Raw genomic sequence first — 22,157 nt, 5'->3', positions numbered from 1 at the left:
ACGCCCGGTCCCGCACAGGGGCCGGGCGTTCGGCTGATCTCATGAGTCGTCAGCCGCCGGGGCGATCTGCGGCTGCGCGGCGGGCCCGCCGGAGAGCTCCCGTCCGTGGTTGAGCGTGTAGTCGAGCTGCATGGCCAGGCGCGGGAGGTTCGCCGGAGGCAGATACGCCTCGGCACCGGCGTCGAGCAGCCGCCGTACCGGACCGTGGTACTGGACTCCGAGCTCGTCGTCCTCGATCTCGGCGACGACGATGCGGGCCTTCGCGAACATCGCCCGGAGCGCCCCGATCAGCTGCGGGCTGCCCGGTGGCACCAGAAGCACGTCGGCCGTCAGGGGCGCGACCTTCATGTCGAGCACGACGTAGTCCGGGCCGAGCTGGGTGGACAGCGCCACCCGGGCCGCGGTCGACAGCTCCATCGCGGTGGCCACGACGGTCACGCCGTCGTAGTCGACGGGTGCCTCCTCGGGGACCTCGTCGGGTGGGGCGCGGTCGACGACGGCGCCCTGGACCACGTCGATGGTGCTGGCGATCGTCGCGATCGGCACGCCGTCGCGGGTGACGACCAGGTTCTCGCCGGGCGGGAGGTCGTCGAGGAGCGCCACGACGTCTTCGGGCAGGCGGCTCACGTCGATGCGCTGCCGGGAGCGCGCGGCGCGCTTGCGGGTCACCATGCCGGGGACGCACCCACGCGGGCGGGGCTCGGCCAGATCATCACATGAACCACTCCAGATGCTTTGTGATCTCTCGTTTGACGCCCCGGCCCGATCAATGGTTCGGGAATGCGCGGAAAACGCCGTTTCCGGAAGCGTTCAAGCGGGCTTGTGGCGCTGGTAGTGGCGGGCCACGCGGGCGCGGTTGCCGCAGCGGGCGGTCGAGCACCAGCGGCGGCGCGGGTGCGCGGGGACGAACAGCATCACGCAGTCGTGTCCCTCGCACTGCCGGATACGGCCGGCGTCGGGGCCGGCGAGCAGGTCGGCGGCGGCATCGGCGAGCTGGGCCACCAGGCGTTCGCCGGGGGTGCCGGAGCGCCGGGGGAGCGCGGCGACGGCCCCGTCGCGCCAGGACAGCTCGCGGTAGGCGGGCGCCATCCGCTGCGCCTGGGTGAGGGCGCGCAGGACCTCGTCGGGCGGGGCGGTGCCGGCGCGCAGGTGTGAGACGGCGACGGCCACGAGCTCGCGCAGCTCGCGTACCTGGGCGACGTCGCGCTCCGCGACCGGCTCGTCCCGCAGCCTGCCCCGTTGGAGTATCAGCCAATGGCGCAGGTCGGCGGGGGTGGCGAGGAGGTCCCCGACGCTCGGTCTGGTATTGACGAGGTCGAGGGCGAGATGTTCGCCGGTCAGCGGGTCCGTCATGCACTAATCCTACATCCATGGGTTGACGCATTAGATCGCGACACGCTACAACTAATGCATCTTCACTATCGAAAGGCATTAGCCAGCATGTATGTCGACGTCGAAGGCGTGCGCGTCTTCTACCGCGAGTCCGTCCCCGCCAAGCCCGACGCGCCCGTGCTCCTCCTGCTGCACGGCTTCCCGTCCGGTTCGCACCAGTTCCGGCAGCTGATCGCCGAGCTTGGCGACCGCTACCGGCTGATCGCCCCCGACTATCCCGGTTTCGGCCACACCCAGGCGCCCGAGGACTTCACCTACACCTTCGACCGGCTCGCCGACATCACCGAGGGGTTCGTACGCGAGCTCGGCCTCACCCGCTTCAGCGTGTACGTCTTCGACTTCGGCGCCCCGGTCGGCTTCCGCCTCGCGCTGCGCCACCCCGAGTGGATCGCCGGTCTCGTGATCCAGAACGGCAACGCCTACGAGGAGGGCCTGTCGGCCGGAGCCCGCGACTTCGTCGCCCTGCGGCCCGAGACGCCCGGCGCCGAGGAGACCATCCGCGGCCTGCTCACCCTGGAAGGCACCCGCGGCCAGTACGAGTCGGGCACCCGCCACCCCGAGCGCCTCTCGCCCGACGGCTGGACGCTCGACCAGCACTTCCTGGACCTGCCCGGCCGCAAGGAGGCCCAGGTCGCGCTGGCCTTCGACTACCACTCCAACGTCGAGCAATACGACCGGTGGCAGGCGTGGCTGCGCGAGCACACCCCGCCCGCCCTGATCGTGTGGGGCCGCAACGACCCGTTCTTCCCCGAGCCCGGCGCCCGCGCCTACCTGCGCGACCTGCCCGGCGCCGAGCTCCACGTCTTCGACACCGGCCACTTCGCCCTGGAGGAGGACCTGGCGGAGATCGCGCCGCTCATCGCCGGGTTTCTGGACCGGGTGTGAGCAGCACGGCGCGCAGGATCTCCTCCCATTCCTGCCGGCCGGGCGGCGTGTCGGTCAGCAGCGCCTGCATCAGCACGCCGTCGATCGTGCCGGCGAGGACGCGCAGCCGTACCGGATCGTCGGTGTGGCGGCGGCCGAAGCGCTCGACGGCGGCCAGCCAGCGCCGGGTGGGCTCGCGCAGCTCTGGACGGCGGGCGGCCAGGAGGTAGAGCTCGTACTCGGCCAGCAGGTGCGCGGGGGCGGCCACGACCCGGCACATCAGCTCCGCCAGGGCGCGCAGGCCCTCCTCCGGGTCGTCCACGTCGGCCAGGCGGCGCATGCGCTCGGCGTCCTCGTCCATGCAGGAGGTCAGCGCGGCGGTGAGCAGGTCGTCGATGGTCCTGAAGTAGTAGGCGGCGGCGGTGGCGGGCTGGCCGGCCTCCTTGGAGACGGTGCGGTGGCTGACGCCGGCCACGCCGTCGCGGGCGACCACCCGGATCGTCGCCTCGATCAGTTCCCGCTTGCGTTGCTCGCCCTTGATGCGGCGTCCGTCAGTGAGCGGCTCGTTCACCTTCCGCCTCCTTTCCGGCATGTGTGCGGGCGGCCCGGACGGCCAGCGCCAGCGCGAGCGCTCCCGCCGCTACGGCGACGCCGAACCCGCCCGCCGGGCCGTGGCGGTCGACCAGCGCGCCCGCGATCGCCGCGCCCAGTGCGATGCCCGCGCTCAGCCCGGTGATCGCCCAGGTCATCCCCTCGGTGAGCGACGAGGCCGGAACCGCGCGCTCCACGAGCCTCATCACCACGATCATCGTAGGGGCGAAGAACAGCCCGGCGGCGAACACCGCCCCGGCCAGCGCCGCCACCCCACCGGCGAACAGCAGCGGCACCGTGGTCAGCGCGGTCCCGGTCACGCTGATGAGCAGCAGCCGGGGCAGCGGCACCGTGAGCCGCAGCGCCCCGAACGCCAGCCCGGACAGCGCCGACCCGCCCGCGTAGGCGGCCAGCACGAACCCGGCGCTCGCCGGGGCGCCCGCCTGGGCGGCGAAGGCCACGCTGACCACGTCGACCGTGCCCACGATCACGCCGCCCGCCGCCAGGAGCAGCGCCAGCAGCCGCACCGCCGGGATCCGTACGGCCGAGCGGCCCCGGCCGGCGGCGGCGTCGTACCTCTGGACGGGTGGCTCGGTGCGCCGCTGCGGCACCAGCAGCAGGACCCCGGCGATCAGCAGCACGCCCGCCACCAGCGGCCCCGCCTCGGGAAACAGCGCCGTGGACAGCGCCACCGACAGTGCCGGGCCGATGACGAAGGTCAGCTCGTCCACCACCGACTCCAGCGAGAAGGCCGTGTGCAGATGAGGAGAGCCGCGGTGCGCGTGGGTCCAGCGGGCGCGGACCATCGCGGCCAGGTTGGGCAGCGTCCCGGCCAGCGCGGCGAAGACGAACAACGTCCAGGCGGGCGCGCCGGAGCGGGCGCACAACAGCAGGGCGGCGAGCCCGGCGACGCTGAGCCCGGCGGCGGGCAGCAGCACCCGCCCCTGCCCCAGCCGGTCCACCAGCCGCGACACCTGCGGTCCCGCGAGGGCGGTGGACAGCGTGAAGGTCGCGGCCACGGCTCCGGCGAGCGCGTAGCCGCCCCGCATCTGGGACAACATCGTCAGCACTCCGATACCGGTCATCGAGATGGGCATCCGCCCCACGAACCCGGCGAGGGAGAAGGCCACGGCGCCGGGCGTCCTGAACAACGCCGCATAGGGGTTGGCCATGGGAGAAGCCTCCGCAAACAAATTGAACGAGTGTTAGATTTTTTCACTGTACGGCATGCCGGGAAACCAACGCGCCGCGCCCCAATCGGGACGCGGCGCGTTAAGTAGTGAAAAATCAGGACTCGCGGTAGTACGGGTCAGCCACCACGCCCTCGCCCAGCTCATCGGAGAACGTGTACACCTCACGCCCGGACACGAACACCCGCAACGCCCGGCTCATGACGTCCAGCGGATCCCCCGACCAGATCACCACGTCGCCGTCGAGCCCCGGCGCCAGAGCCCCGACCCGGTCGTCCAGCCCCATGATCTTGGCCGGATTCACCGTGATGGACCGCAGCGCGGTCTCCCGGTCCAGCCCTTCCTTTACCGCCAGCGTCGCCTGGTGCACCAGGAAGTGGATCGGCACCACGGGATGGTCGGTCGTGATGGCCAGCTCGACCCCCGCCCTGGCCAGGATGCCGGGGTTGCGCAGCGACCGCTGCCGCAGCTCCACCTTCGTCCGGCTGGTGAACAGCGGCCCGATGATCACCGGAATCCGCCGCTCGGCGAGCACGTCGGCCAGCAGATGCCCCTCGGTGGCATGGTTGACGATCACCCGGTAGCCGAACTCGTCGGCCAGGCGCAGCGCGGTGGCGATGTCGTCGGCCCGGTGGGTGTGCTGGCACCAGGGCAGTTCCCCGTCCAGCACCCTGACCAGCACCTCCATCGTGCCGTCCCGGTCGAACGGCTTGCCCTCGTCGGCCGCCGCCGCCCGCTTGGCCCGATAGTCCTGGGCCTTCATGAACGCGTCGCGGATCACCGCGGCCACGCCCTGGCGGGTTGAGGGCAGCTTCTTCTGGTCGCCGTACACGCGCTTGGGGTTCTCGCCGAGCGCGCTCTTCACGCTGACCGGCTCGCGCAGGAGCATCTCCTCCACGCTCCTGCCCCAGCACTTGAGCGCCACGGTCTGGCCGCCGATGGGGTTGGCGGAGCCCGGCTTGATCACCGCGGTGGTGACGCCGCCGGACAGCGCGTCGCCGAAGCCGAGGTCGGCAGGGTTGATCGCGTCGAGCGCGCGCAGGCGGGCGCCGTTCGGGTCGGTCATCTCGTTGGTGTCCTGGCCCGCCCAGCCGTCGGCCTCCTCGTGGACGCCCATGTGCCCGTGGGCCTCCACGAAGCCCGGCAGCACCCAGGCGCCGTCCGCGTCCACGATCTCCACGCCGCCGGGCACGGCGACGTCCGCGCCGACGGCGGTGATCTTCCCGTCCTGGATGAGAATGGTGCCGTTCTCGATAGGCGCGCCCGTCACGGGCACGACATAACCCCCGGTAATCGCAACGTTCATGAAGGGCAACCTAGTGGGTACGTCGCTGGATATGGTCACTAACCTGTACGAACGTTGGCTCCTGGAGATGTGGAACGGCGACTTCGGACTCGCCCGGGAACTCGTCACGGACGACTTCGTCGGCCACTGGCCCGGCATGGACGTGAGGGGCCCCGACGAGCTGATCGAGGTGCTGAAGCAGGGGCACGAGCCCTTCACCGGAGTGAAGGTCACGCTCGACGTGGGCCCGATCGTCACCGGCGACCTCGTGGCCGCCCGCTGGACGTTCAGCGGCGACTACCAGGGCAGGCCGGTCGCCTTCAGCGGCCACGACATCCTGCGCGCCGAAGGCGGCCGATTCGCCGAGTACTGGGTCATGTCCGACGTGAAGGGACTGGAAGCTCAGCTCGGGTGAGCGCCCGGCGGCTGTTGTAGGCGACCACGGCGACCACGACCAGGATCAGCACGAGATCGATCGCGGCCGACCAGCGCATGCCCCCCGGATAGCCGCCCGGTCCCGCGGCAGCCGCGAAGAACACCGCCCCGATCACCGCGACCCCGCCGGCCCCGGCGAACTGCTGCGCCGTCGTCAGGAAGCCCGAGGCGATGCCCGCCTGCCCCGGCTCCACCTCGACCAGCGCGGTGCCGATCAGCTGCGGCAGCACCAGCCCGTTGCCGGTGCCGACCACCATGAGCGCCGCGATGGTCCACGGCACCCCTTCCACGAAGAGCATCGCGATCAGCCCGGCCGCGGTGACGCAGCCGCCGGCCACGACGACCCGCGGGCCGTACCGGCGGACCAGGCGGCTGCCGAGCAGCGAGGTGATCGAGAACATCAGCCCCATCGGCGCGAACGCCAGCCCCGCGTGGAACGCGTCCAGCCCGAACCCGCCCTGGAGCAGCAGCGTCAGCGTGAACATGAACGACACGAAGTAGGCGGTGAAGGCGGTGACCGCGCCGACCCCGGCGACGTAGGAGCGCACCTTCAGCAACGCCAGGTCCAGCACGGGCTGACCGCCGCGCGCGGCCAGCACCCGCTGCCAGCGCCCGGTCAGCGCCAGCACCGGTACGGCGGCGGCCATGCACACCCACGCCCACACCGGCCAGCCCAGACTGTGCCCGAGCCCGAGCGGCACCAGCACCAACGCCAGCCCGATCGCCAGCCCGGCGGCCCCACGCAGGTCCAGCCGCGAGTACCCGCCCGAGTCGGCCTTCGGCAGCAGGCGGGCGGCCAGGACGACCGTGACCACGCCGATCGGCAGGTTGAGCAGGAAGACGATCCGCCATCCCAGGCCCAGGACGTCGGCGGTGAGCAGCAGCCCGCCGAGCACCTGCCCGGCGATCGCGCCGACGCCGCCCGCGAGGCCGTACCAGCCGACGGCCTTGGGACGCTCGCGCGGCTCGAAGATCACCGGGACCATCGCCAGCACCTGCGGCACCATGATCGCGCCGGCCAGCCCTTGCAGGAGCCGGGCGGCGATGAGCTGGGCCGGGTCGAGCGCCAGCCCGCACAGGACCGAGGCGAGGGTGAACGCGGTCATCCCGATGACGAACATCCTGCGGTAGCCGTAGCGGTCGCCCAGCCGGCCGCCGGTGATCATCCCGGCGGCGAACGTGAACGCGTAGCCGCCCACGATCAGCTCAAGCTGCGCCTGGCTCGCGCCCAGTTCCCGCTCGAAGGCCGGCGCTGCCACGTTGACCACGAAGAAGTCGAACTGCGCCATGAACCAGGCCACGAGCAGCACGGCGAGCATTCGTCCACGTCTCACACCCCCACCGTAGAACCTCAACCTCAGTTGAGATCAAGGCGGACCGCCCGTTCCTCCTGGTGGAGGCGTTCGAGGTGATAGGCGTCGCCGGTCTCCTCGATGAGGGCGGCGGCCTCGGTCAGGTGGGCGTGGGCCTTGGACGGGTCGCCGAGCCGCCGGTAGGCCGTGGCCAGGGCCATCAGGCAGGCGATCGTGCACTTCTTGCTGTTGAGCGCGACGGCCAGCGCGTGGGTGCGCGTCAGCCGTTCCAGCGCCTCGTCGAAGTCGTACAGGTCCAGGTAGAGCTCGGCGAGCTCGCGGCCGGTCGACAGGACCTGGAAGTCGTCGCCCGCCTCGACGGCCAGGTCGAACGCCCGCGTCAGCAGGTCCCGCGCCTCGGCCGAGCGGCCCAGGCCGCGGTAGGCGGAACCGGCGATGAACAGCGCGAAACGCTCCCCGACGGCGAACCCCTCCCTGCGGGCGAGCGCCAGCTGGGCCAGGGCTGAGTCGAGTGCCTGCGCGAACAGGCCGCCGGTGTGCTGGGTGGAGGCCATGTTGCCCAGGGCGCGCTGCTCGCAGAACGGGTCCGCCAGCCGCCTGGCCAGGTCGAGCTGCTGCTCGTAGTGCCAGATGGCCTCAGGCGTGCGGTGGTAGCAGTTGGCCGTGTGGCCCAGGTGGTTGTGGCACTCCAGGATCAGCCGGTCCTGGCCCAGCCGCCGGGACACGACCAGGGCGCGCTCGTTGAGCCGCCGCATGTCGGCCATGGCGCACGCGTCGATCTGGTGCCACAGCAGCGCGAACGTCACGGCGACGCCCAGCGCGGCGATCTCGTCGTCGGGCTCGCCCATCGCCTGCCACGCCGCCGCGACCAGGTTCGGATCCTCGGCGACGAGCCACGCGCACGCCTCGTCCCGGTCGGCGAAGTGCTGCGGCTCGGCGGTGACCGGCGGGCCGGCGGGCTGCACCCGGTGCGGGTCGCGCAGGACCGTGGCGGCGCGGGCCGTGGCGGCGTAGAAGCCCAGGGCTCTGAGCAGTGGTTCGCGGCGGCCTTCCGGGGCTATCTCGCGGGCGAACAGCCGTACGAGGTCGTGCAGGTGGTAGCGGCCGGAGCGCACGCGGTCGATCAGATGCGCCGCGGCCAGCCGGTTGAGCGCCCGCTCGGCGACCGCGACCTCGGTGCCCATGAGCGCGGCCACCACCTGCGGCGACATCTCGGCCACGTCGAGCAGTCCCAGGGCGGCGAGGGCGGCGGCGGCCTGCCGGTCGCGCTCGTGCTCGCTGCCGGCCAGCGCGCTCCAGCTGCCCATCAGGCTGGAGCGCACCGCGATGTCGCCCGCCTGCAGCTCCTCCAGCCGGGAGTGCTCGTCCTCCAGCAGCGCGACGTGCCTGGCCAGGCCGGCGTGCGGGTCGTCCAGCAGCCTTGCGGCCGCGACTCTGATCGCCAGCGGCAGCCCGCCGCACAGCTCGACCAGCCGCCGGCCCGCCCGCGGCTCGGCCCGCACCCGCTCGCCGCCCACCAGCTCGGCCAGCATCGCCGCGCCCTCCGGCTCCGGCAGCGTCGCCAGGCTCACCTGCGCGCAGTCGTCGACGCAGGAGAAGGACTCTCTGCTGGTCAGGAGTACGGCGTTGCCCGCCGGCACCGACAGCAGCGGGCGTACCTGGGCCGGGTCCTTGGCGTCGTCGAGCACGATGAGCAGCCGCCGGCCGTCCAGGCGGCTGTGCCACAGGGCGATGGCCTCGTCCAGGTCGACCGGGACGTCCTCGGCCGCCACGCCCAGCGCGCGTAAGAACCGGCCCAGCGCCTCCAGCGGGCTCACCGCCCGGACCCCGGGCGTGGCGCCGCGCAGGTTGGTGAACAGCCGGCCGTCGGGGAAACGGGTGTGCAGCAGGTGGGCCACGTGGACGGCGAGCGCGGACTTGCCCGCCCCCGCCACGCCCGTGACGGCCACCACGGACGCCGGCGACGTGCCGCCCGGCGGCGCCAGCAGCGAGCACAGCTCCGCCGTCTCGGCCTCGCGGCCCACGAAGGCGCGCAGGTCGCGTGGCAACTGCTGCGGCGCGCGGCGGTCACCGGCCTGCCGCAGCCCCGCCAAAGCCTCGCGCAACCCCTGCCCCGGGTGCACGCCCAGCTCCTCGGCCAGGTTGTGGCGGGCCTGCTCGAAGGATCTGGCCGCCTCCGCCCGGCGGCCGCCGGCGGCCTGGGCGCGTACCAGCAGCTCCCACAGCCGCTCGCGCAGCGGATGGGCGCGCGCCACCTGCTCAAGGCCGTCCAGCGCGTCGGCGTCGCGGCCCGCGTCGAGCAGCAGCGCCGCCCTTTCCTCGACGGCGCTCAGCCGGAGCTCCTCCAGCCGCTGCCCCTCGACCTCCGCGAACGGTCCCGGCAGGCCGAACAGCGCCGGACCCCGCCACAGCCCGAGCGCCTCCTCCAGGTGGGCCAGCGCCTGGTCCGCGGGTAAGGAGCGGGCCCGTTCGACGCGGTCGGCGAAGACCAGGGAGTCGACGCAGGAGCTGTCTAAGGCCAGCAGGTAGCCGCCGCGCACGCCTCTCAGCAGCCCGGCCGGGGCGCGCGGCGACCGCTCGGGCTCCAGCGCCCGCCGTAGCCCGGCGATGTAGGTGTGGACGTTCTGCACGGCACTGCGCGGCGCACGCTCGCCCCACACCCCGTCGACCAGCCCGTCCAGCGTGACCGGCGTGCCCGCGCGGGCGGCCAGCATCGCCAGCACGGCCTGCCTGCGCGGCGGCCCGAGCTCGACCGCGCGCGAGCCGTCCCGCGCGCTCACCGATCCGAGCAGCCGGATGAAGATGCCTTCCGCCACCCCTCCAGCATCCCCGATGTCAGTCCGCCAGTCGCGCGGGGAACCCGCCGGTGGCGATCGGGCCCCAGGAGTCGATGGTGATCCGGATCAGCGACTTGTCCTGCTGGCGCATGGCCTCGCGGTACTCCTGCCAGTCCGGGTGCTCGCCGGCGATGCACCGGAAGTACTCCACCAGAGCGTCCTCGGCCGCCGGCATGTCCAGCACCTCGGCGCGGCCGTCGACCTGCACGTACGGGCCGTTCCAGTCGTCGGACAGCACGCAGATCGACACCTGCTCGTCGCGCCGGGCGTTGTGCGCCTTGGCGCGGTCCGGGTAGGTGGACACCACGATCCGCCCGGACTCGTCCACGCCGCAGGCGACCGGCGAGAGCTGGGGGCGGCCGGACGCGCGGGCGGTGGACAGCAGCCCGTGGTGGCGCGGGCGCAAGAACTCCAGCAGCTCGGGCAGGTCGACGCGGGTCGCGGTGGCGATCGTGCGGGGCATGGGACGCGGGCCTTTCGTCGATGCGGTCAGTGCGGTGCGGTGCGGTGCGGTCAGTGCGGTGCGGTGCTTTGGTCAGGCGGAGACCGTCACCGCTGAGGGGATGGCGGCGAAGGCGTGGTCGAGGCGGTCGAGAAGACCGGGCAGGCCGCCCTCGCCGCCGTCGTCGGTCCAGGTCAGGGCGGCGTGGCGCCAGGCGGCGATGGAGATCTCCACGGCCAGGCTGAGGCTGACGTCGCCCCGGTCACGGCCCAGGCGGGCGGCCAGCCGTTCCACCGCCGCGCGGGTGGTGTCGTTGCAGTAGCGCAGGCTGTGCGCCTCGACGGCGGGCACCCGCGCGCACAGCGCCCGGGTGGCCAGGAACCGCTCGGCCCAGCCGTCGTCCATGCGGCCGAGCGCGGTCCGCACCGCGGTCAGGAACGCCGCGGTGACCGGCCCGCGGATCTCCATCACGGCCACCTCGGCGAGGAAGACCGACCACAGCTCGTTGTCGGTGGCCAGCGCCACGTCCTCCTTGGAGGGGAACGTGCGGAAGAACGTGCGTTTGGACACCTCCACGGCGTCGACCAGCTCGTCGAGCGTGGTCGCCTCGAAGCCCTTCTCCGTGAACAGGCGCAGCGCCGTCTCGGCCAGCGCCTGCCGGGTGCGGGCCTTCTTGCGCTCGCGCAGGGGCAGCTCCCGAAGGTCCATGGCGCAACCCTAACGCGTATGCCGTTTGACAGCGAATGCCCCTCAGTGGCACTTTCCTCGGAGTGGCAATTTCGAAGGAGATCGTGTGACCGTCCTCGCTCCCGTCCGCGCCGTCACGGCCCGGCCCCTGGCAGCCGCCGCCGTCGTGCTGCTCGGCTTCCTCGTCGTCCCCATGTCGATCTCCGGTACGGCTGTCGCCCTGCCGCGCATCGGCGCCGACCTGACCGCCACCGGCGCACCCCTGCAATGGGTGATGAACGCCTACAACCTCACCTTCGCCTCGTTCATGCTGGTCGCCGGCTCCCTCGCCGACCTGTACGGCAGGCGGCGCGTCTTCGCCACCGGCGCCGCGGTCTTCGCGGCCGGTTCGCTGGCCGCCGGCATCGCGCAGAACGTCTGGCTGCTCGACGCCGCCAGGGCCCTGTCCGGCGTCGGCGCCGCCGCCGTGATGGCCGGTGGCGCCGCGCTGCTGGCCACCCTGTTCGAGGGGCCCGCCAGGACCAGGGCCTTCGCCGCGCTGGGCGTCGTGGCCGGAGCCGGGCTCGCCCTCGGGCCCAGCGCCGCGGGATGGCTGGTCGGCGGGCTCGGCTGGCGGGCCTTCTTCCTGGCCAACGCCGTGGTGCTTGGCCTGTCGCTGCTCGGGTCCGTGTTCGTGGCCGAGTCGCGGGCCGGGCGGCGGGTGCCGGTGGACGTGCCGGGGGCGCTCACCTCCATCGGCGGGCTCGCGCTGCTCACCGTGGCCGTGGTGCAGGGGCCGCAGGCCGGGTGGGGCAGCGTCCAGGTGCTCGGGCTGGTCGCGGCCGCGGCCGCGCTGCTGGTCGCGTTCGTCGTGCTGCAGCGCCGTAGCGCCCATCCCATCCTGGACCTGACGCTCGTGCGCAACCGGGCCTTCCTGGCGCTGAGCCTGGTGCCGGTGGCGATCACGTTCGGGTTCGTGACGCTGCTGACCTACCTGCCGACCTATCTCGTGGGCGCGAACGGGCTCGGCGTGCGGGAGGCGGGCACCTGGATGCTCGCCCTCACCGCGCCCGTGCTGGTCGTGCCGCCGGTGGGCGGATGGCTGGTCAACCGGGGCGTACCTGCCGGGGTGCTGGTGCCGGGCAGCGTGCTGATGTTCGCGATCGGGGCGGCCTGGCTGACCGTGCTGCACCCGGGGGCCGGGCTGGGCGAACTGGCCGGGCCGTTGCTGCTGGTCGGGGCCGGGGTGGGGATCGCGTTCGGCGTGGGCGACGGGCTGGCCATGAGCATGGTCGAGCCAGAGAGGGCCGGGATGGCGGCCGGGTTCGTCAACACGATGCGGATCGGGAGCGAGGCCGTGGTCATCGCCGTGTTCGGGGCGGCACTGGTGAGCCTGGTCGGGGCCGAGGTGGGCGACGGCGCGCTGGCCAACCGGATCGCGGCGGGGGAGGGGACGGCGCCGGAGGCTTTCACCGCCGCGTGGCACCTGCTGTTGTGGGCGATCGCGGTGATCTGTACGGTCGCCGCCGTGGGCATCCACACCATGCTGAGGAGGAAATGATGGCGACCGTCGCCCGAGAGGGAGCCGACCTGGCCTACGCGGTGAGCGGCGAGGAGGGCGGGCCGCTCGCGGTCCACGCCCACGGCGCCCTGTCCAGCCGGGCCGGCGAGGAGCGGCACGGGCTGTTCCTGTGGGAGCCGGTGGCGGAGGCGGCCAGGCTGGTCCGTTACGACGCCCGTGGTCACGGCAAGTCGACCGGGCGGGCCGTACCCGATGACTACGTCTTCACGAACCTGGCCGACGACCTGCTCGCGGTGATCGACCACGTGGACGCCGGGCCGGTCACCGGGATGGGCGCCTCCATGGGCACGGGCACCGTGCTGCACGCCGCGCTGAAGCGGCCGGAGGCGTTCGAACGGCTGGTGCTGATCATCCCGCCGACCGCGTGGGAGACCAGGAAGCCGGTGGCCGCCCATTACCGGGAGGCGGCCGAGGCGCTGGAGACCCGGGGGCCGAGGGGGTTCGCCGACCTGATGGCCGGTGAGGAACCACCCGCGATCTTCGCCCAGGGGCCCGCCTACCCGCTGCCGGACGTCTCCTGGGATCTGCTGCCCTCGGTCATGCGCGGCCTGGCCGCCTCCGACCTGCCCGCGCCTTCGGAACTGCCCGCGCTGACGCACCCCGCGCTGATCCTGGCCTGGGAGACCGACGACGGCCACCCGCTGTCCACGGCCGAGGCCCTCGCCGACCTGCTCCCGGCCGCCACCCTGCACGTCTCGGCCACCCTGGCCGACATCCGCACCTGGTCCGCGCGCATCTCCGCCTTCCTCACGGCGTCTAGCTAAGGAGGCCCGGCTTGTTCAGGGCGCGTGGCTAAGCAGGCCGGGCTTCCTCATGGCGCGTGGCTGAGGAGGCCGGGCTTCCTCATGGCGCGTAGCTGAGGATGTGGTCGCGCAGGAGGCCCGGGGCCTGGGGGTCGCCCGTGCGGAAGGCGTCCACGAGCGGCTGGTGGTCGGCGGCGTTCTCGTGGAGTTCGGCGCGGAACACCCGGATCGACAGGTGCGTCCACACCTCCAGGCCCAGGCCGTCCCACACCGACAGCAGCAGCGCGTTGCCCGAGGCGGCGACGATCTCCCGGTGGAAGGCGATCCCGGCCGACACCTGACCGGACAGCGAGCCGGTCGCCGCGGCCGCTTCGAGGCTGGCGGTGTGGGCCTCCAGCGCCTCCACCGCCGGGGCGCCCAGGCGGGCCGCGGTCTCCTCAAGCCCGGCCCGCACCTGGTAGACCTCGCGCAGGTCGGCTCGGGTGACGGGGCGTACGCGCGCGCCCTTGTTGGGGGATGACTCGATCAGGCGCAGCGACTCCAGCTCGCGCAGCGCCTCGCGTACCGGAGCCTGGCTGACGCCGAGGTCGGCGGCCACGCGGCGCTCGACGATGCGCTCGCCTGGGGCCCAGCGGCCGGTGATCAGGCCGTCCAGCAGCTGCCGGCGGATGTCGTCGCGGAGCGGGGAACGCACTACGGGTTTCACACTCAAGATTAAATCGCGAATCCAGTCACCCTAACACCCAATGATCGATCATCCGGTGTTTAATGGTAGGTATGGAGAAAGATCTGGATCCTCAGGAGACCGCCGAGTGGCTGGAGTCGCTCGACGCGGTCAGGCGGGCCGCCGGTCCCGAACGGGCCGACTACCTGCTGCGGAGGCTGGCCACGTCCTCCCGTTACGTGAACACCGTGCCCACGGCCGAGGAACCGCCCTACCCGGGTGACCTGGAGCTGGAGGAGCGCATCGCGGCCTACGACCGCTGGAACGCCGCGGCCATGGTCAGCAGGGGCAGCAAGCTGGGCCTGGGCGGCCACATGGCCACGTACGCCTCAGCGGCCTGGCTGTACGAGATCGGCTTCAACCATTTCTTCAACGGCGCCGACGACCAGGTCTACTTCCAGGGCCACGCCTCCCCGGGCATCTACGCCCGCGCCTTCCTCGAAGGCCGCCTGAGCGAAAAGCAGCTGGACGCCTTCCGCCGCGAGACCCTCGGCGGCCTGCCCTCCTACCCGCACCCGCGCGCCCTGCCGGACTTCTGGCAGTTCCCGACCGTCTCCATGGGCCTGGGCCCGCTCAACGCGGTCTACCAGGCCAGGTTCAACCGCTATCTCCATAACCGCGGCATCAAGGACACCAGCAACAGCCATGTCTGGGCCTTCCTCGGCGACGGCGAGATGGACGAGCCCGAGTCCACGGCGGCGCTCACCCTGGCCGCCCGCGAAGGGCTCGACAACCTCACCTTCGTGATCAACTGCAACCTGCAGCGCCTCGACGGCCCGGTACGCAGCAACACCCGCATCGTCCAGGAGCTGGAGAGCGTCTTCCGCGGCGCCGGCTGGCACGTGGTCAAGGCGCTGTGGGGCCGGGAGTGGGACGGCCTGCTCCACGACGACGAGCTGGTCGCCCGGCTGGGGGAGATCCCCGACGGCCAGTTCCAGACGTTCGCCGCCTCCGACGGCGCCTACATTCGCGAGCACCTGTTCCACGGGCTGAGCACGAGCGCGAGCGACGAGGAACTGCGCCGCGTCGTCGGCGGCTCCCGGGCCGGGCACGAGCCGCGCAAGGTGTACGCCGCCTACCAGCGGGCCAAGTCCGTCAAGGGCGCGCCGACGGTCATCCTGGTGCAGACGGTCAAGGGCTGGACGCTCGGCGCCGGGGTCGAGGCCCGCAACGCCAACCACCAGATGAAGAAGCTCACGCTGCCGGAGTTCCGGGAGATGGGCGAGCGGCTGGGCCTGCCGGTGCCGCCGCTGGAGGGCGAGTTCCCGCCGTTCCTCCACCCGGGCCCCGACTCGCCCGAGGTCCGGTACGCGCTGGCGCGCCGCGAGGCCCTCGGCGGCCCCATCCCCAAGCGCACATATGTCCAGAAAAATCTGGAACTACCGGGCGACAAGCCCTTCCAATCCCTGGCCAAGGGGTCCACACAGCCGGTGGCCACCACGATGGCCTTCGTCCGCCTCGTCAAGGACCTGATGAAGGAGCCGGAGACCGGCCGCCGCTGGGTGCCCGTCGTGCCCGACGAGGCCAGGACGTTCGGCATGGAGTCGCTCTTCCCCACCGCGAAGATCTACTCGCCGCTCGGCCAGCGCTACGACTCCGTCGACCGGGAGCTCCTGCTCGCCTACAAGGAGTCGGAGCAGGGCCAGATCCTCATCGAGGGCATCACCGAGGCCGGTTCGATGGCCTCCCTCACCGCCGCCGCCACCAGCTACGCCACCCACGGCGAGCCGATGATCCCGTTCTACATCTTCTACTCGATGTTCGGCTGGCAGCGGACCGGCGACCAGATGTGGGCGCTGGCCGACCAGCTCGGCCGGGGTTTCCTGGTCGGGGCCACGGCGGGCCGTACCACCATGACCGGCGAGGGACTCCAGCACGCCGACGGGCACTCGCACCTGCTGGCCTCGGCCAACCCCGCCGCGCTCTCCTACGACCCGGCCTTCGCCTACGAGGTGGGCGTGATCGTGCGCGACGGACTGCGCCGCATGTACGGCCCCGCCCCCGAGAACGTCTTCTACTACCTCACCGTCTACAACGAGCCGCTGCCCCAGCCCGCGATGCCGGAGGGCGTCGAGGAAGGCATCGTCAAGGGCATCTACAGATACTCCTCCGGCGGCGGGCAGGCGCACATCCTGGCCAGCGGGACCGCCGTGCACTGGGCGCTGGCCGCCCAGAAGACGCTCGACGAGGAGTACGGCGTGGGCGTCGACGTCTGGTCGGTCACCTCCTGGAGTGAGCTGCGCAGGGAGGCGATGGCCACGGACGGCGTGCCGTACCTGAAGCAGGCGCTCGCCGGGACGGACGGGCCGGTGATCGCGGTGAGTGACTGGATGCGGGCGGTGCCCGACCAGATCGCGCCGTGGATCGAGCGCCCCTGGACCTCGCTGGGCACCGACGGATTCGGGCTTTCCGACACCCGCGAGGCGGTGCGCGAGCACTTCGGCGTGGACCCGCGCTCGATCGCCGACGCCGTGCTCAAAGCGATCGAGTAAAGATTCAAGCGGCTGTTAAGCGGATGTCGACAGGACGGGGGCACAGTGAGGCATGGCTGTCGACCTCCGTCCCCCCGCCCTGGCGCCGCGGCCGAGCCTGCGGCTGCTGCTCGGCCTCGGGATATCCAGCGCGCTGGCCGCGCTCGTGCTCACCGTCATGCTGCTCAGCGGCGGCCCCGTCGGCTGGGGCCTGTCGATGCTGCTCGCGCTGGCGCCGCTGCCGATCCTGCTGTCCGCCGTGCTCGGCCTGGACCGGCTGGAGCCTGAGCCCCGGCTCTACCTGGGCTTCGCCTTCGCGTGGGGCGCGGGGGTGGCGATCGTGCTCGGGATCGCGCTCACGATGGCGGGTGAGGCGGTCGTCGCCGGGCTCGGCTACAGCGCGGGCGTCACCAACGACGTGGGCACGGTCGTGCTCGCGCCGGTGATCGAGGAGGCGCTGAAGGGCGCGGCCCTGCTGGCGCTGCTGCGCAGGCGGCGGGAGATCGACGGGCTGACCGACGGCATCATCTATGCCGGGATGGCCGGGCTCGGCTTCGCCGCCGTGGAGAACGTCGGCTACTACCTGGGCTCGTTCGGGCAGGGCGGGATCGACGGGGCGGTGGCGACGTTCGTGCTGCGCGGGGTGATCTCGCCGCTCGGGCATCCGGTCTACACCTCGCTGATCGGCATCGGGGTGGCGTACGCGGCGGTGCGCCGCCGCTACTGGGCGATCCCGCTGGGCTACCTGGGCGCGGTGTCGCTGCACATGCTCTGGAACGGCAGCGCCACCACCGGCTCCCCGGCCTTCTTCGGCCTCGCCTACCTCGTGATCATGGCGGTGCTCGTCGTGCTGATCCTGGTCACGGTACGCGAGCGGCGGGCACTGGTGGCCAGGATGGGCGACGTGCTGCCCCGCTACCAGGGCACCGGCCTGCTCAGCCCGCAGGACCTCGGCATGCTGACCACGCTGAAGGCGCGCAAACACGCGCGGGCCTGGGCGAAGAAGGCGGGGCTGGGCCGGGCGATGTCCGACTACCAGCAGGCGGCCACCGAACTGACCATGCTGCACGTGCGGGCCGAGCGCGAACGCATGGACCTGAATTCCTTCGCCGCCGAGCGCGACGCCCTCCTGGACGTGATGGCGCGGGCCCGCCGATGGTAGACCCCCTTGCCGGCGGCGTTCACGGATGGTCAAGAATGGGCCAATGACCTGGATGGAGATCGAATCAGCTGAAGAACTCCGCGACCTGCTGGGCGAGGTGCTGCCGAGGGCGGCGACCAAGGAACGGCCCAAACTGCACGAGCTCGACCGGGCATGGCTGGCGGCCTCGCCGTTCTGCCTGATCGCGACCTCGAGTGACGACGGCACCTGCGACGTGTCCCCGAAGGGAGACCCGGCGGGCTTCACCCATGTGATCGACGATTCCACGATCGCCATTCCCGACCGGCCGGGCAACCGCCGCGCCGACGGGTTTCTCAACATCCTGCGCAACCCGCACGTCGGGCTGATCTACATGATCCCCGGCAGGAACGAGACCCTGCGCATCAACGGCAGGGCGCGCCTGGTCCGCGAGGCGCCGTTCTTCGACGAGATGATCGTCAAGGGCCACCGGCCCCACCTGGCGCTCGTGGTCGAGATCGAGCAGATCTTCCACCACTGCGCCAAGGCGTTCATGCGCTCGTCCCTGTGGAAGCCGGAGTCCTGGAGCCCTGACGAGCTGCCCTCGCACGCCCGGATCGTCAAGGACGTCCAGACGGTGACCGAGAGCGTCGAGCAGCTGGAGGCGTACTACAGCAAGGGATACGCCGACAAGCTCTACAAGGTGTGATCACGCGGCGGGCGTCGGCCCGCCCGGGAAAAGGATCACATTACGGCCGCTGTAGGCACGAAGGTCGACGACCTTGGGGTCGGCGACCACGGGCCCGCGGCGGCCGCCCGAGCGGATGTCACGGACCTTGTGCCTGGCGATACGCGGCGGCACCACCATAAGCCTCTTCATCCTCAGCCCCCCGGCGTGATGTTTCTGTTACCTATGTTATCTACAGAACCACCCGTAAGTTGGTCGTAAGGACCACAATCAGTAAGGAAGTCGTCGCCCCGACGGGGTGCGCAGGTCCAGCTCAGGGCGTTTCTTGGTCGATGGCTTGATCTTCCTGACGCGTCGCATGGTCCGCCCCCCTCTCGCTTCCACGGTCACCCGGACCGGTTGCCGCCGGGTTGGCAGGCAGTTGCAACCTAACCGCCACCCGGTGCCACTCTCAACGCATTTCTCCTGGACTTCCGTTACGCAACCGGGTGGTGACCGAGAAACGGCCTTGGGACTGGGCGGGCATCTTCATCTGCATGAACACCAGAACGATCATCACGGCCGCCCTCGCCGCCGGTGCGCTCGGCGCCCTCACCCTCTTCCCCGGTACGGCTTCCGCCGCCAAAGAGAAGTGCGCCTTCGCCCCGAACCGGGTCGAGTACTCCGACAACTCCAAGGTCGCCAAGCGGCAGCACCGCACCTACTGCAAGCACGAGCTCATCGGCCGCGACGGCGCCCTGACCGCCAAGGGCCGCGCCTGGAACGACCTGCGGAACGGCGACACCCACCCGCCCAAGTCCGAGGAGCAGGCCGGGACGGAGCTCTACCGCTACCACAAGCTCGGCCTCTGGAACCCCGACAAGATCGAGTACGCCGGCAGCGCCGCCCGTGCGCTCAAGCAGTTCACGAACTGGTACGCCAAGGACTACATCGACGTCGACGGCGGCTGGAACAAGCGGGGCAAGGCCCGGTTCAGCTGATCACGCGCAGAGACGCCACCTCTCCGCACGGACGTGTCTCTGCCCAGCCGATCTGAGCACCCGAAAAGCAGGTGTATTTCGGATACGTGATCCTTACCGTGGAAAGCGGAGGGAGGATCATGACACGGCTGGCCTTTGGCGTGGTGACCCACCCGGGCCTGCGGGTCCGGGTGCTGGACCCCGCGCGTCCACGGCCGGGCGCGGCGGTCGCCGTGGGGCCCGAGGGGCTGGACCCGGCTCCCGCACTGGCGGAGCTGCGACGGCTGGTGGCCGCCGGTGGCGAGGACGCCGCAGGGGCCGGGGTGGACCTGGGCGACGGGTTCCGTTCCGCCCGGCTGGCCGGGGCGGCCGGTGACCGGCGCGATGCCGTCCTCGCCGCGCTGCGGGTGCTCGGGCCCGAGCGGGCCCACCTGCTCGGGGAGCGCGCGGGGGTGCTGGTGGCGCTGTTCGGGCCCGCCGCCACCAAGCCGGTCGGCGCCGCGGCCGCCACGGCCCTGGCCGAGAGCCGCTGGGACGCGCTCACCCTGGCCTCGGCGGCCAGCGACATCCTGGGCCCCGAGCAACTGCAAACCCTGCTGAGCGCATGCTCCGGGAACGACGGGATCGTCGGGCGGGAGCGGGCGTCGCGGCTGGCCGTACATCTGGGGCAGATCTTCGCGGACGTGCCACACCCCCGCAGGCCGGCGCTGCTCATGGACCTGTTGGAGCGGGTCGTCGCGCACCACGCGGCCGGCGCGCGGCGGGCGGCCAGGCTGGCGATGCACGGGAAGGTCGACCGTGAGGACGAGCTGCGCGAGCTCTACCGGCACCACGCCGACGAGCAACTGCTGCGCCGCCTCCGGATGACCGTCGGCGAGACGCCGTCGCTGGCCGACGCCGCCCGCTGGACGCCGGGCCCCACCGACTGGTCGGTCATGCTGCAGGCGGCGGTCGAGGACGCGATGGCCGCGACCGTCCTGCTACGTACCTCGGTGGCGGTGGCCGACCTCGGGACCGAGGCGGCCCTGGCGAGCATGACCGCGCAGCTCAACGCCGCCGCCGCGAAGGTGAAGGGTCCGCGCAAGCTGTCCGGGCTGCCGCCGCGCCCCGGCCCCTACGTCCGCGACCTGGCCAGGTGGCCGGACCGTGCCGACCTGGCCCGCCAGCGGCTGCCCAGGGCCCGCGACTACGGCGTCGTGGTGCTGGAAGGGGTCGAGGAACTGCTGGCCGACATCCCCGAGCGCGTCCACGGGGACCTGCGGCAGTGGGCCGGCCGCGACCTGAGCGCCTGGCGCGCGGCGGTGCCCCTGAGCCAGGCCCGTTCGCCCCGCACCTGGACCCAGCCGGTCCTGTGCGGCGGCGCCGAGCCGCTGTCCGCGCGGCAGGACGGGACCGAGGTGGTGGGCGACCTGCTCTGGCTGGCCGATCTGGCCGACGCCCTCGCCGCCGCGCACGGCCACGACGCCGCCGAGATCGCGCACGGGCCGATCGTCCCCCACCGCGACTGGGACCCCGAGCCCGCCGAGCCCGCGCCGCTGGTGCCCCGGCTGGAGTCGGTCGCGCTGGCCCTGGCGGGCGCGGCGCAGCTCGTGTCGCTGGGCGGACGGGTCTCGCGCTGCCGTACCTGGGCGGAGCTGGTCGACGGGCTTCTCGCGGGTACGGCTGTCGCCGAGGCCCTGACCGGCGTCTTCCCGCTGCCCGGCGAACTGGCCCGGCTGGAGGGCGCCCAGGTGCCCGGCACCACGGTCACGGTCCGCTGGGCACGCGACCCGCGGACCCCCGCCGAGTGGGCCGCCTACATGGGCAACTGCATCGCCGGGCCGTACTACCTGGAGGAGGCGTCGGAGGGACGCAGCGTGCTGGCCGCGCTCATCGACGGCGACGGACAGATCACGGCCAACCTGGAGATCAAGCCCGAACGGTACGGGTGGCGTGTGGGGGAGATCCGGGCCAGGTTCAACGCCGACCCGGAGGCGGAGCTGGAGCGCCGGGTACAGGCGTGGGTGGGCCGGCTGCCGGTGCCGTCGGTACGGCTGCCGGAGCGCGCGCCCCGGCCGGTCAAGGGGCCCGGCCGGCGGCCTGGACGGTTGTTCCGCGAGGCCGGGGAGCCGCTGACGGCCCTGGCCGAGCGGGCGCTCGCGGACGCGCTGCCCGAGCTGTCCGCGCTCGTCCGGGGCGCGCCCCACGAGGACGCCGAGGCCGGTCTCGTGGCTCTGCGGCGGGCCGGTCGGGATGAGCTGGAGCGGGCGTGCGGCGGCGCGCTCGACGCGTTCGGCGCCGCCGGGCTCTGGGCGCTGACCGGCGTCCGGCCGATGAGCGTCGCGATCGGCGGTCTTGAGCCCGCGCTGGCCGCCCGGGTGGCGCCGCTGGTCAGGGACGAGCCGATGCTGGGTTCGCTGCGGAAGCTGGCCAGGCACGAGGCGATCGCCCAGGCCAGGACGGCCGAGCTGGTGGCGGTGCGGCTGCGCAGGGCGCTGGGCGACCTGGCCGGCGCCGGCGACACTCGGCTGGCCCGCGCGATGGCCCGCCGTCCGGGCACCGGCGTGCTGTGCGCGCTGACCATGGCCGTCACCTCCTGGGGACCGTCCGACGGCCTGGAGGCGGTGGCGCGCCCGGCCGCCGTGGAGATCCCCGGATACCCGGCCTCCAGCCTCGCCGACGAGGACGGCCCCTGGCACCACGCCCGCCCCGGCGCCCTGGAGCTCGGCGCCGACCTCGACGCCTTCTGGGACCGGATCGCCGCCCACGGCCTGCTCGCCCCCGCCGCCTGGCTGGGAAGGGGCGGCTGGCCCGTGCTGTGGCAACGCGCCTGCGACGGCGAAGGCGGCCGGGCCGCCGTGTGGCAGCGTCGGTAG

Annotated in this window: 20 protein-coding genes; 9 read left to right on the top strand and 11 right to left on the bottom strand. The window is 72.5% G+C overall.

What is annotated here, in order from left to right; all coding sequences use genetic code 11:
* Positions 1–39 precede the first annotated feature (39 nt).
* Positions 40–672, bottom strand: a complete 633-nt coding sequence (locus HNR40_RS49410; protein WP_184974546.1) for a hypothetical protein — start codon at positions 670–672, stop codon at positions 40–42.
* A 138-nt stretch (positions 673–810) separates the two neighbouring features.
* Entirely contained in the window at positions 811–1,353 is a 543-nt protein-coding gene (locus HNR40_RS49405; protein WP_184974542.1) for a CGNR zinc finger domain-containing protein, read from the bottom strand.
* An 87-nt stretch (positions 1,354–1,440) separates the two neighbouring features.
* Here HNR40_RS49405 and HNR40_RS49400 point away from each other — a divergent pair, with 87 nt between their 5' ends.
* The gene (locus HNR40_RS49400; RefSeq protein ID WP_246510765.1) at positions 1,441–2,277 is read left to right on the top strand and encodes an alpha/beta fold hydrolase; all 837 of its coding nucleotides are present in this window, start codon (positions 1,441–1,443) and stop codon (positions 2,275–2,277) included.
* Here the strand turns inward: HNR40_RS49400 and HNR40_RS49395 are convergent.
* The 3 genes from HNR40_RS49395 to HNR40_RS49385 form a co-directional block, all read right to left on the bottom strand.
* Positions 2,249–2,827, bottom strand: a complete 579-nt coding sequence (locus tag HNR40_RS49395) for a TetR/AcrR family transcriptional regulator (RefSeq protein WP_184974536.1) — start codon at positions 2,825–2,827, stop codon at positions 2,249–2,251. The two genes, HNR40_RS49400 and HNR40_RS49395, sit on opposite strands and share 29 nt — an antisense overlap.
* Positions 2,808–4,019 carry an MFS transporter gene (locus tag HNR40_RS49390; RefSeq protein WP_184974534.1) on the bottom strand — a complete coding sequence of 404 codons (1,212 nt, stop codon included), beginning with the start codon at positions 4,017–4,019 and terminating at the stop codon, positions 2,808–2,810. Before HNR40_RS49390 ends, HNR40_RS49395 begins: the two co-directional genes overlap by 20 nt.
* Before the next feature lie 115 nt (positions 4,020–4,134).
* The gene (locus HNR40_RS49385; RefSeq protein ID WP_184974531.1) at positions 4,135–5,343 is read right to left on the bottom strand and encodes an amidohydrolase; all 1,209 of its coding nucleotides are present in this window, start codon (positions 5,341–5,343) and stop codon (positions 4,135–4,137) included.
* Positions 5,344–5,374: 31 nt separating this feature from the next.
* On the opposite strand from HNR40_RS49385, the gene HNR40_RS49380 reads away from it, so the two are divergent.
* On the top strand, positions 5,375–5,737 hold the full coding sequence (locus HNR40_RS49380) for an ester cyclase (protein ID WP_184974528.1): 363 nt from the start codon (positions 5,375–5,377) through the stop codon (positions 5,735–5,737).
* On the opposite strand, the gene HNR40_RS49375 is transcribed toward HNR40_RS49380, so the two are convergent.
* The 4 genes from HNR40_RS49375 to HNR40_RS49360 all read right to left on the bottom strand — a co-directional run bounded on the left by HNR40_RS49375 (position 5,697) and on the right by HNR40_RS49360 (position 11,057).
* Positions 5,697–7,091, bottom strand: coding sequence for an MFS transporter (locus tag HNR40_RS49375; RefSeq protein ID WP_221341762.1), 1,395 nt, complete (start codon positions 7,089–7,091; stop codon positions 5,697–5,699). The genes HNR40_RS49380 and HNR40_RS49375 overlap by 41 nt on opposite strands.
* Positions 7,092–7,114: 23 nt before the next feature.
* On the bottom strand, positions 7,115–9,886 hold the full coding sequence (locus tag HNR40_RS49370) for an AfsR/SARP family transcriptional regulator (protein ID WP_184974526.1): 2,772 nt from the start codon (positions 9,884–9,886) through the stop codon (positions 7,115–7,117).
* A gap of 19 nt (positions 9,887–9,905) precedes the next feature.
* Positions 9,906–10,370 carry a PPOX class F420-dependent oxidoreductase gene (locus tag HNR40_RS49365; protein WP_184974523.1) on the bottom strand — a complete coding sequence of 155 codons (465 nt, stop codon included), beginning with the start codon at positions 10,368–10,370 and terminating at the stop codon, positions 9,906–9,908.
* A 72-nt stretch (positions 10,371–10,442) separates the two neighbouring features.
* Positions 10,443–11,057, bottom strand: a complete 615-nt coding sequence (locus HNR40_RS49360; protein WP_184974519.1) for a TetR/AcrR family transcriptional regulator — start codon at positions 11,055–11,057, stop codon at positions 10,443–10,445.
* A gap of 85 nt (positions 11,058–11,142) precedes the next feature.
* On the opposite strand from HNR40_RS49360, the gene HNR40_RS49355 reads away from it, so the two are divergent.
* Positions 11,143–12,576, top strand: coding sequence for an MFS transporter (locus HNR40_RS49355; protein WP_184974516.1), 1,434 nt, complete (start codon positions 11,143–11,145; stop codon positions 12,574–12,576).
* The gene (locus tag HNR40_RS49350) at positions 12,573–13,361 is read left to right on the top strand and encodes an alpha/beta fold hydrolase (RefSeq protein ID WP_221341761.1); all 789 of its coding nucleotides are present in this window, start codon (positions 12,573–12,575) and stop codon (positions 13,359–13,361) included. Before HNR40_RS49355 ends, HNR40_RS49350 begins: the two co-directional genes overlap by 4 nt.
* A gap of 79 nt (positions 13,362–13,440) precedes the next feature.
* Here HNR40_RS49350 and HNR40_RS49345 read toward each other — a convergent pair whose 3' ends face one another.
* On the bottom strand, positions 13,441–14,046 hold the full coding sequence (locus HNR40_RS49345) for a GntR family transcriptional regulator (RefSeq protein WP_184974513.1): 606 nt from the start codon (positions 14,044–14,046) through the stop codon (positions 13,441–13,443).
* A 71-nt stretch (positions 14,047–14,117) separates the two neighbouring features.
* On the opposite strand from HNR40_RS49345, the gene aceE reads away from it, so the two are divergent.
* Genes aceE through HNR40_RS49330 form a run of 3 tightly spaced genes read left to right on the top strand, consistent with a single transcriptional unit; the run spans position 14,118 to position 18,364 of the window.
* Positions 14,118–16,556: a pyruvate dehydrogenase (acetyl-transferring), homodimeric type gene (gene aceE / locus HNR40_RS49340; RefSeq protein ID WP_246510764.1), complete on the top strand. Its 2,439-nt coding sequence runs from the start codon at positions 14,118–14,120 to the stop codon at positions 16,554–16,556.
* Between the two features lie 52 nt (positions 16,557–16,608).
* Positions 16,609–17,697 carry a PrsW family intramembrane metalloprotease gene (locus HNR40_RS49335; RefSeq protein WP_184974507.1) on the top strand — a complete coding sequence of 363 codons (1,089 nt, stop codon included), beginning with the start codon at positions 16,609–16,611 and terminating at the stop codon, positions 17,695–17,697.
* A gap of 43 nt (positions 17,698–17,740) precedes the next feature.
* Positions 17,741–18,364 carry a pyridoxamine 5'-phosphate oxidase family protein gene (locus tag HNR40_RS49330; RefSeq protein ID WP_184974505.1) on the top strand — a complete coding sequence of 208 codons (624 nt, stop codon included), beginning with the start codon at positions 17,741–17,743 and terminating at the stop codon, positions 18,362–18,364.
* Here HNR40_RS49330 and HNR40_RS49325 read toward each other — a convergent pair whose 3' ends face one another.
* Complete coding sequence (locus HNR40_RS49325) at positions 18,365–18,535, bottom strand: hypothetical protein (protein ID WP_184974622.1); 171 nt, start codon at positions 18,533–18,535, stop codon at positions 18,365–18,367.
* 344 nt (positions 18,536–18,879) lie between these two features.
* Here HNR40_RS49325 and HNR40_RS49320 point away from each other — a divergent pair, with 344 nt between their 5' ends.
* Together HNR40_RS49320 and HNR40_RS49315 are read left to right on the top strand one after the other, a co-directional pair.
* Positions 18,880–19,323 carry a hypothetical protein gene (locus HNR40_RS49320; RefSeq protein WP_184974502.1) on the top strand — a complete coding sequence of 148 codons (444 nt, stop codon included), beginning with the start codon at positions 18,880–18,882 and terminating at the stop codon, positions 19,321–19,323.
* Between the two features lie 119 nt (positions 19,324–19,442).
* Positions 19,443–22,157 (top strand): hypothetical protein, encoded by a 2,715-nt coding sequence (locus HNR40_RS49315; protein ID WP_184974500.1) that lies wholly within the window; start codon positions 19,443–19,445, stop codon positions 22,155–22,157.

The organism is Nonomuraea endophytica (assembly GCF_014203235.1).
Classification (GTDB): Bacteria; Actinomycetota; Actinomycetes; order Streptosporangiales; family Streptosporangiaceae; genus Nonomuraea; species Nonomuraea endophytica.
This window is presented reverse-complemented; position numbering and strand designations above follow the sequence as displayed.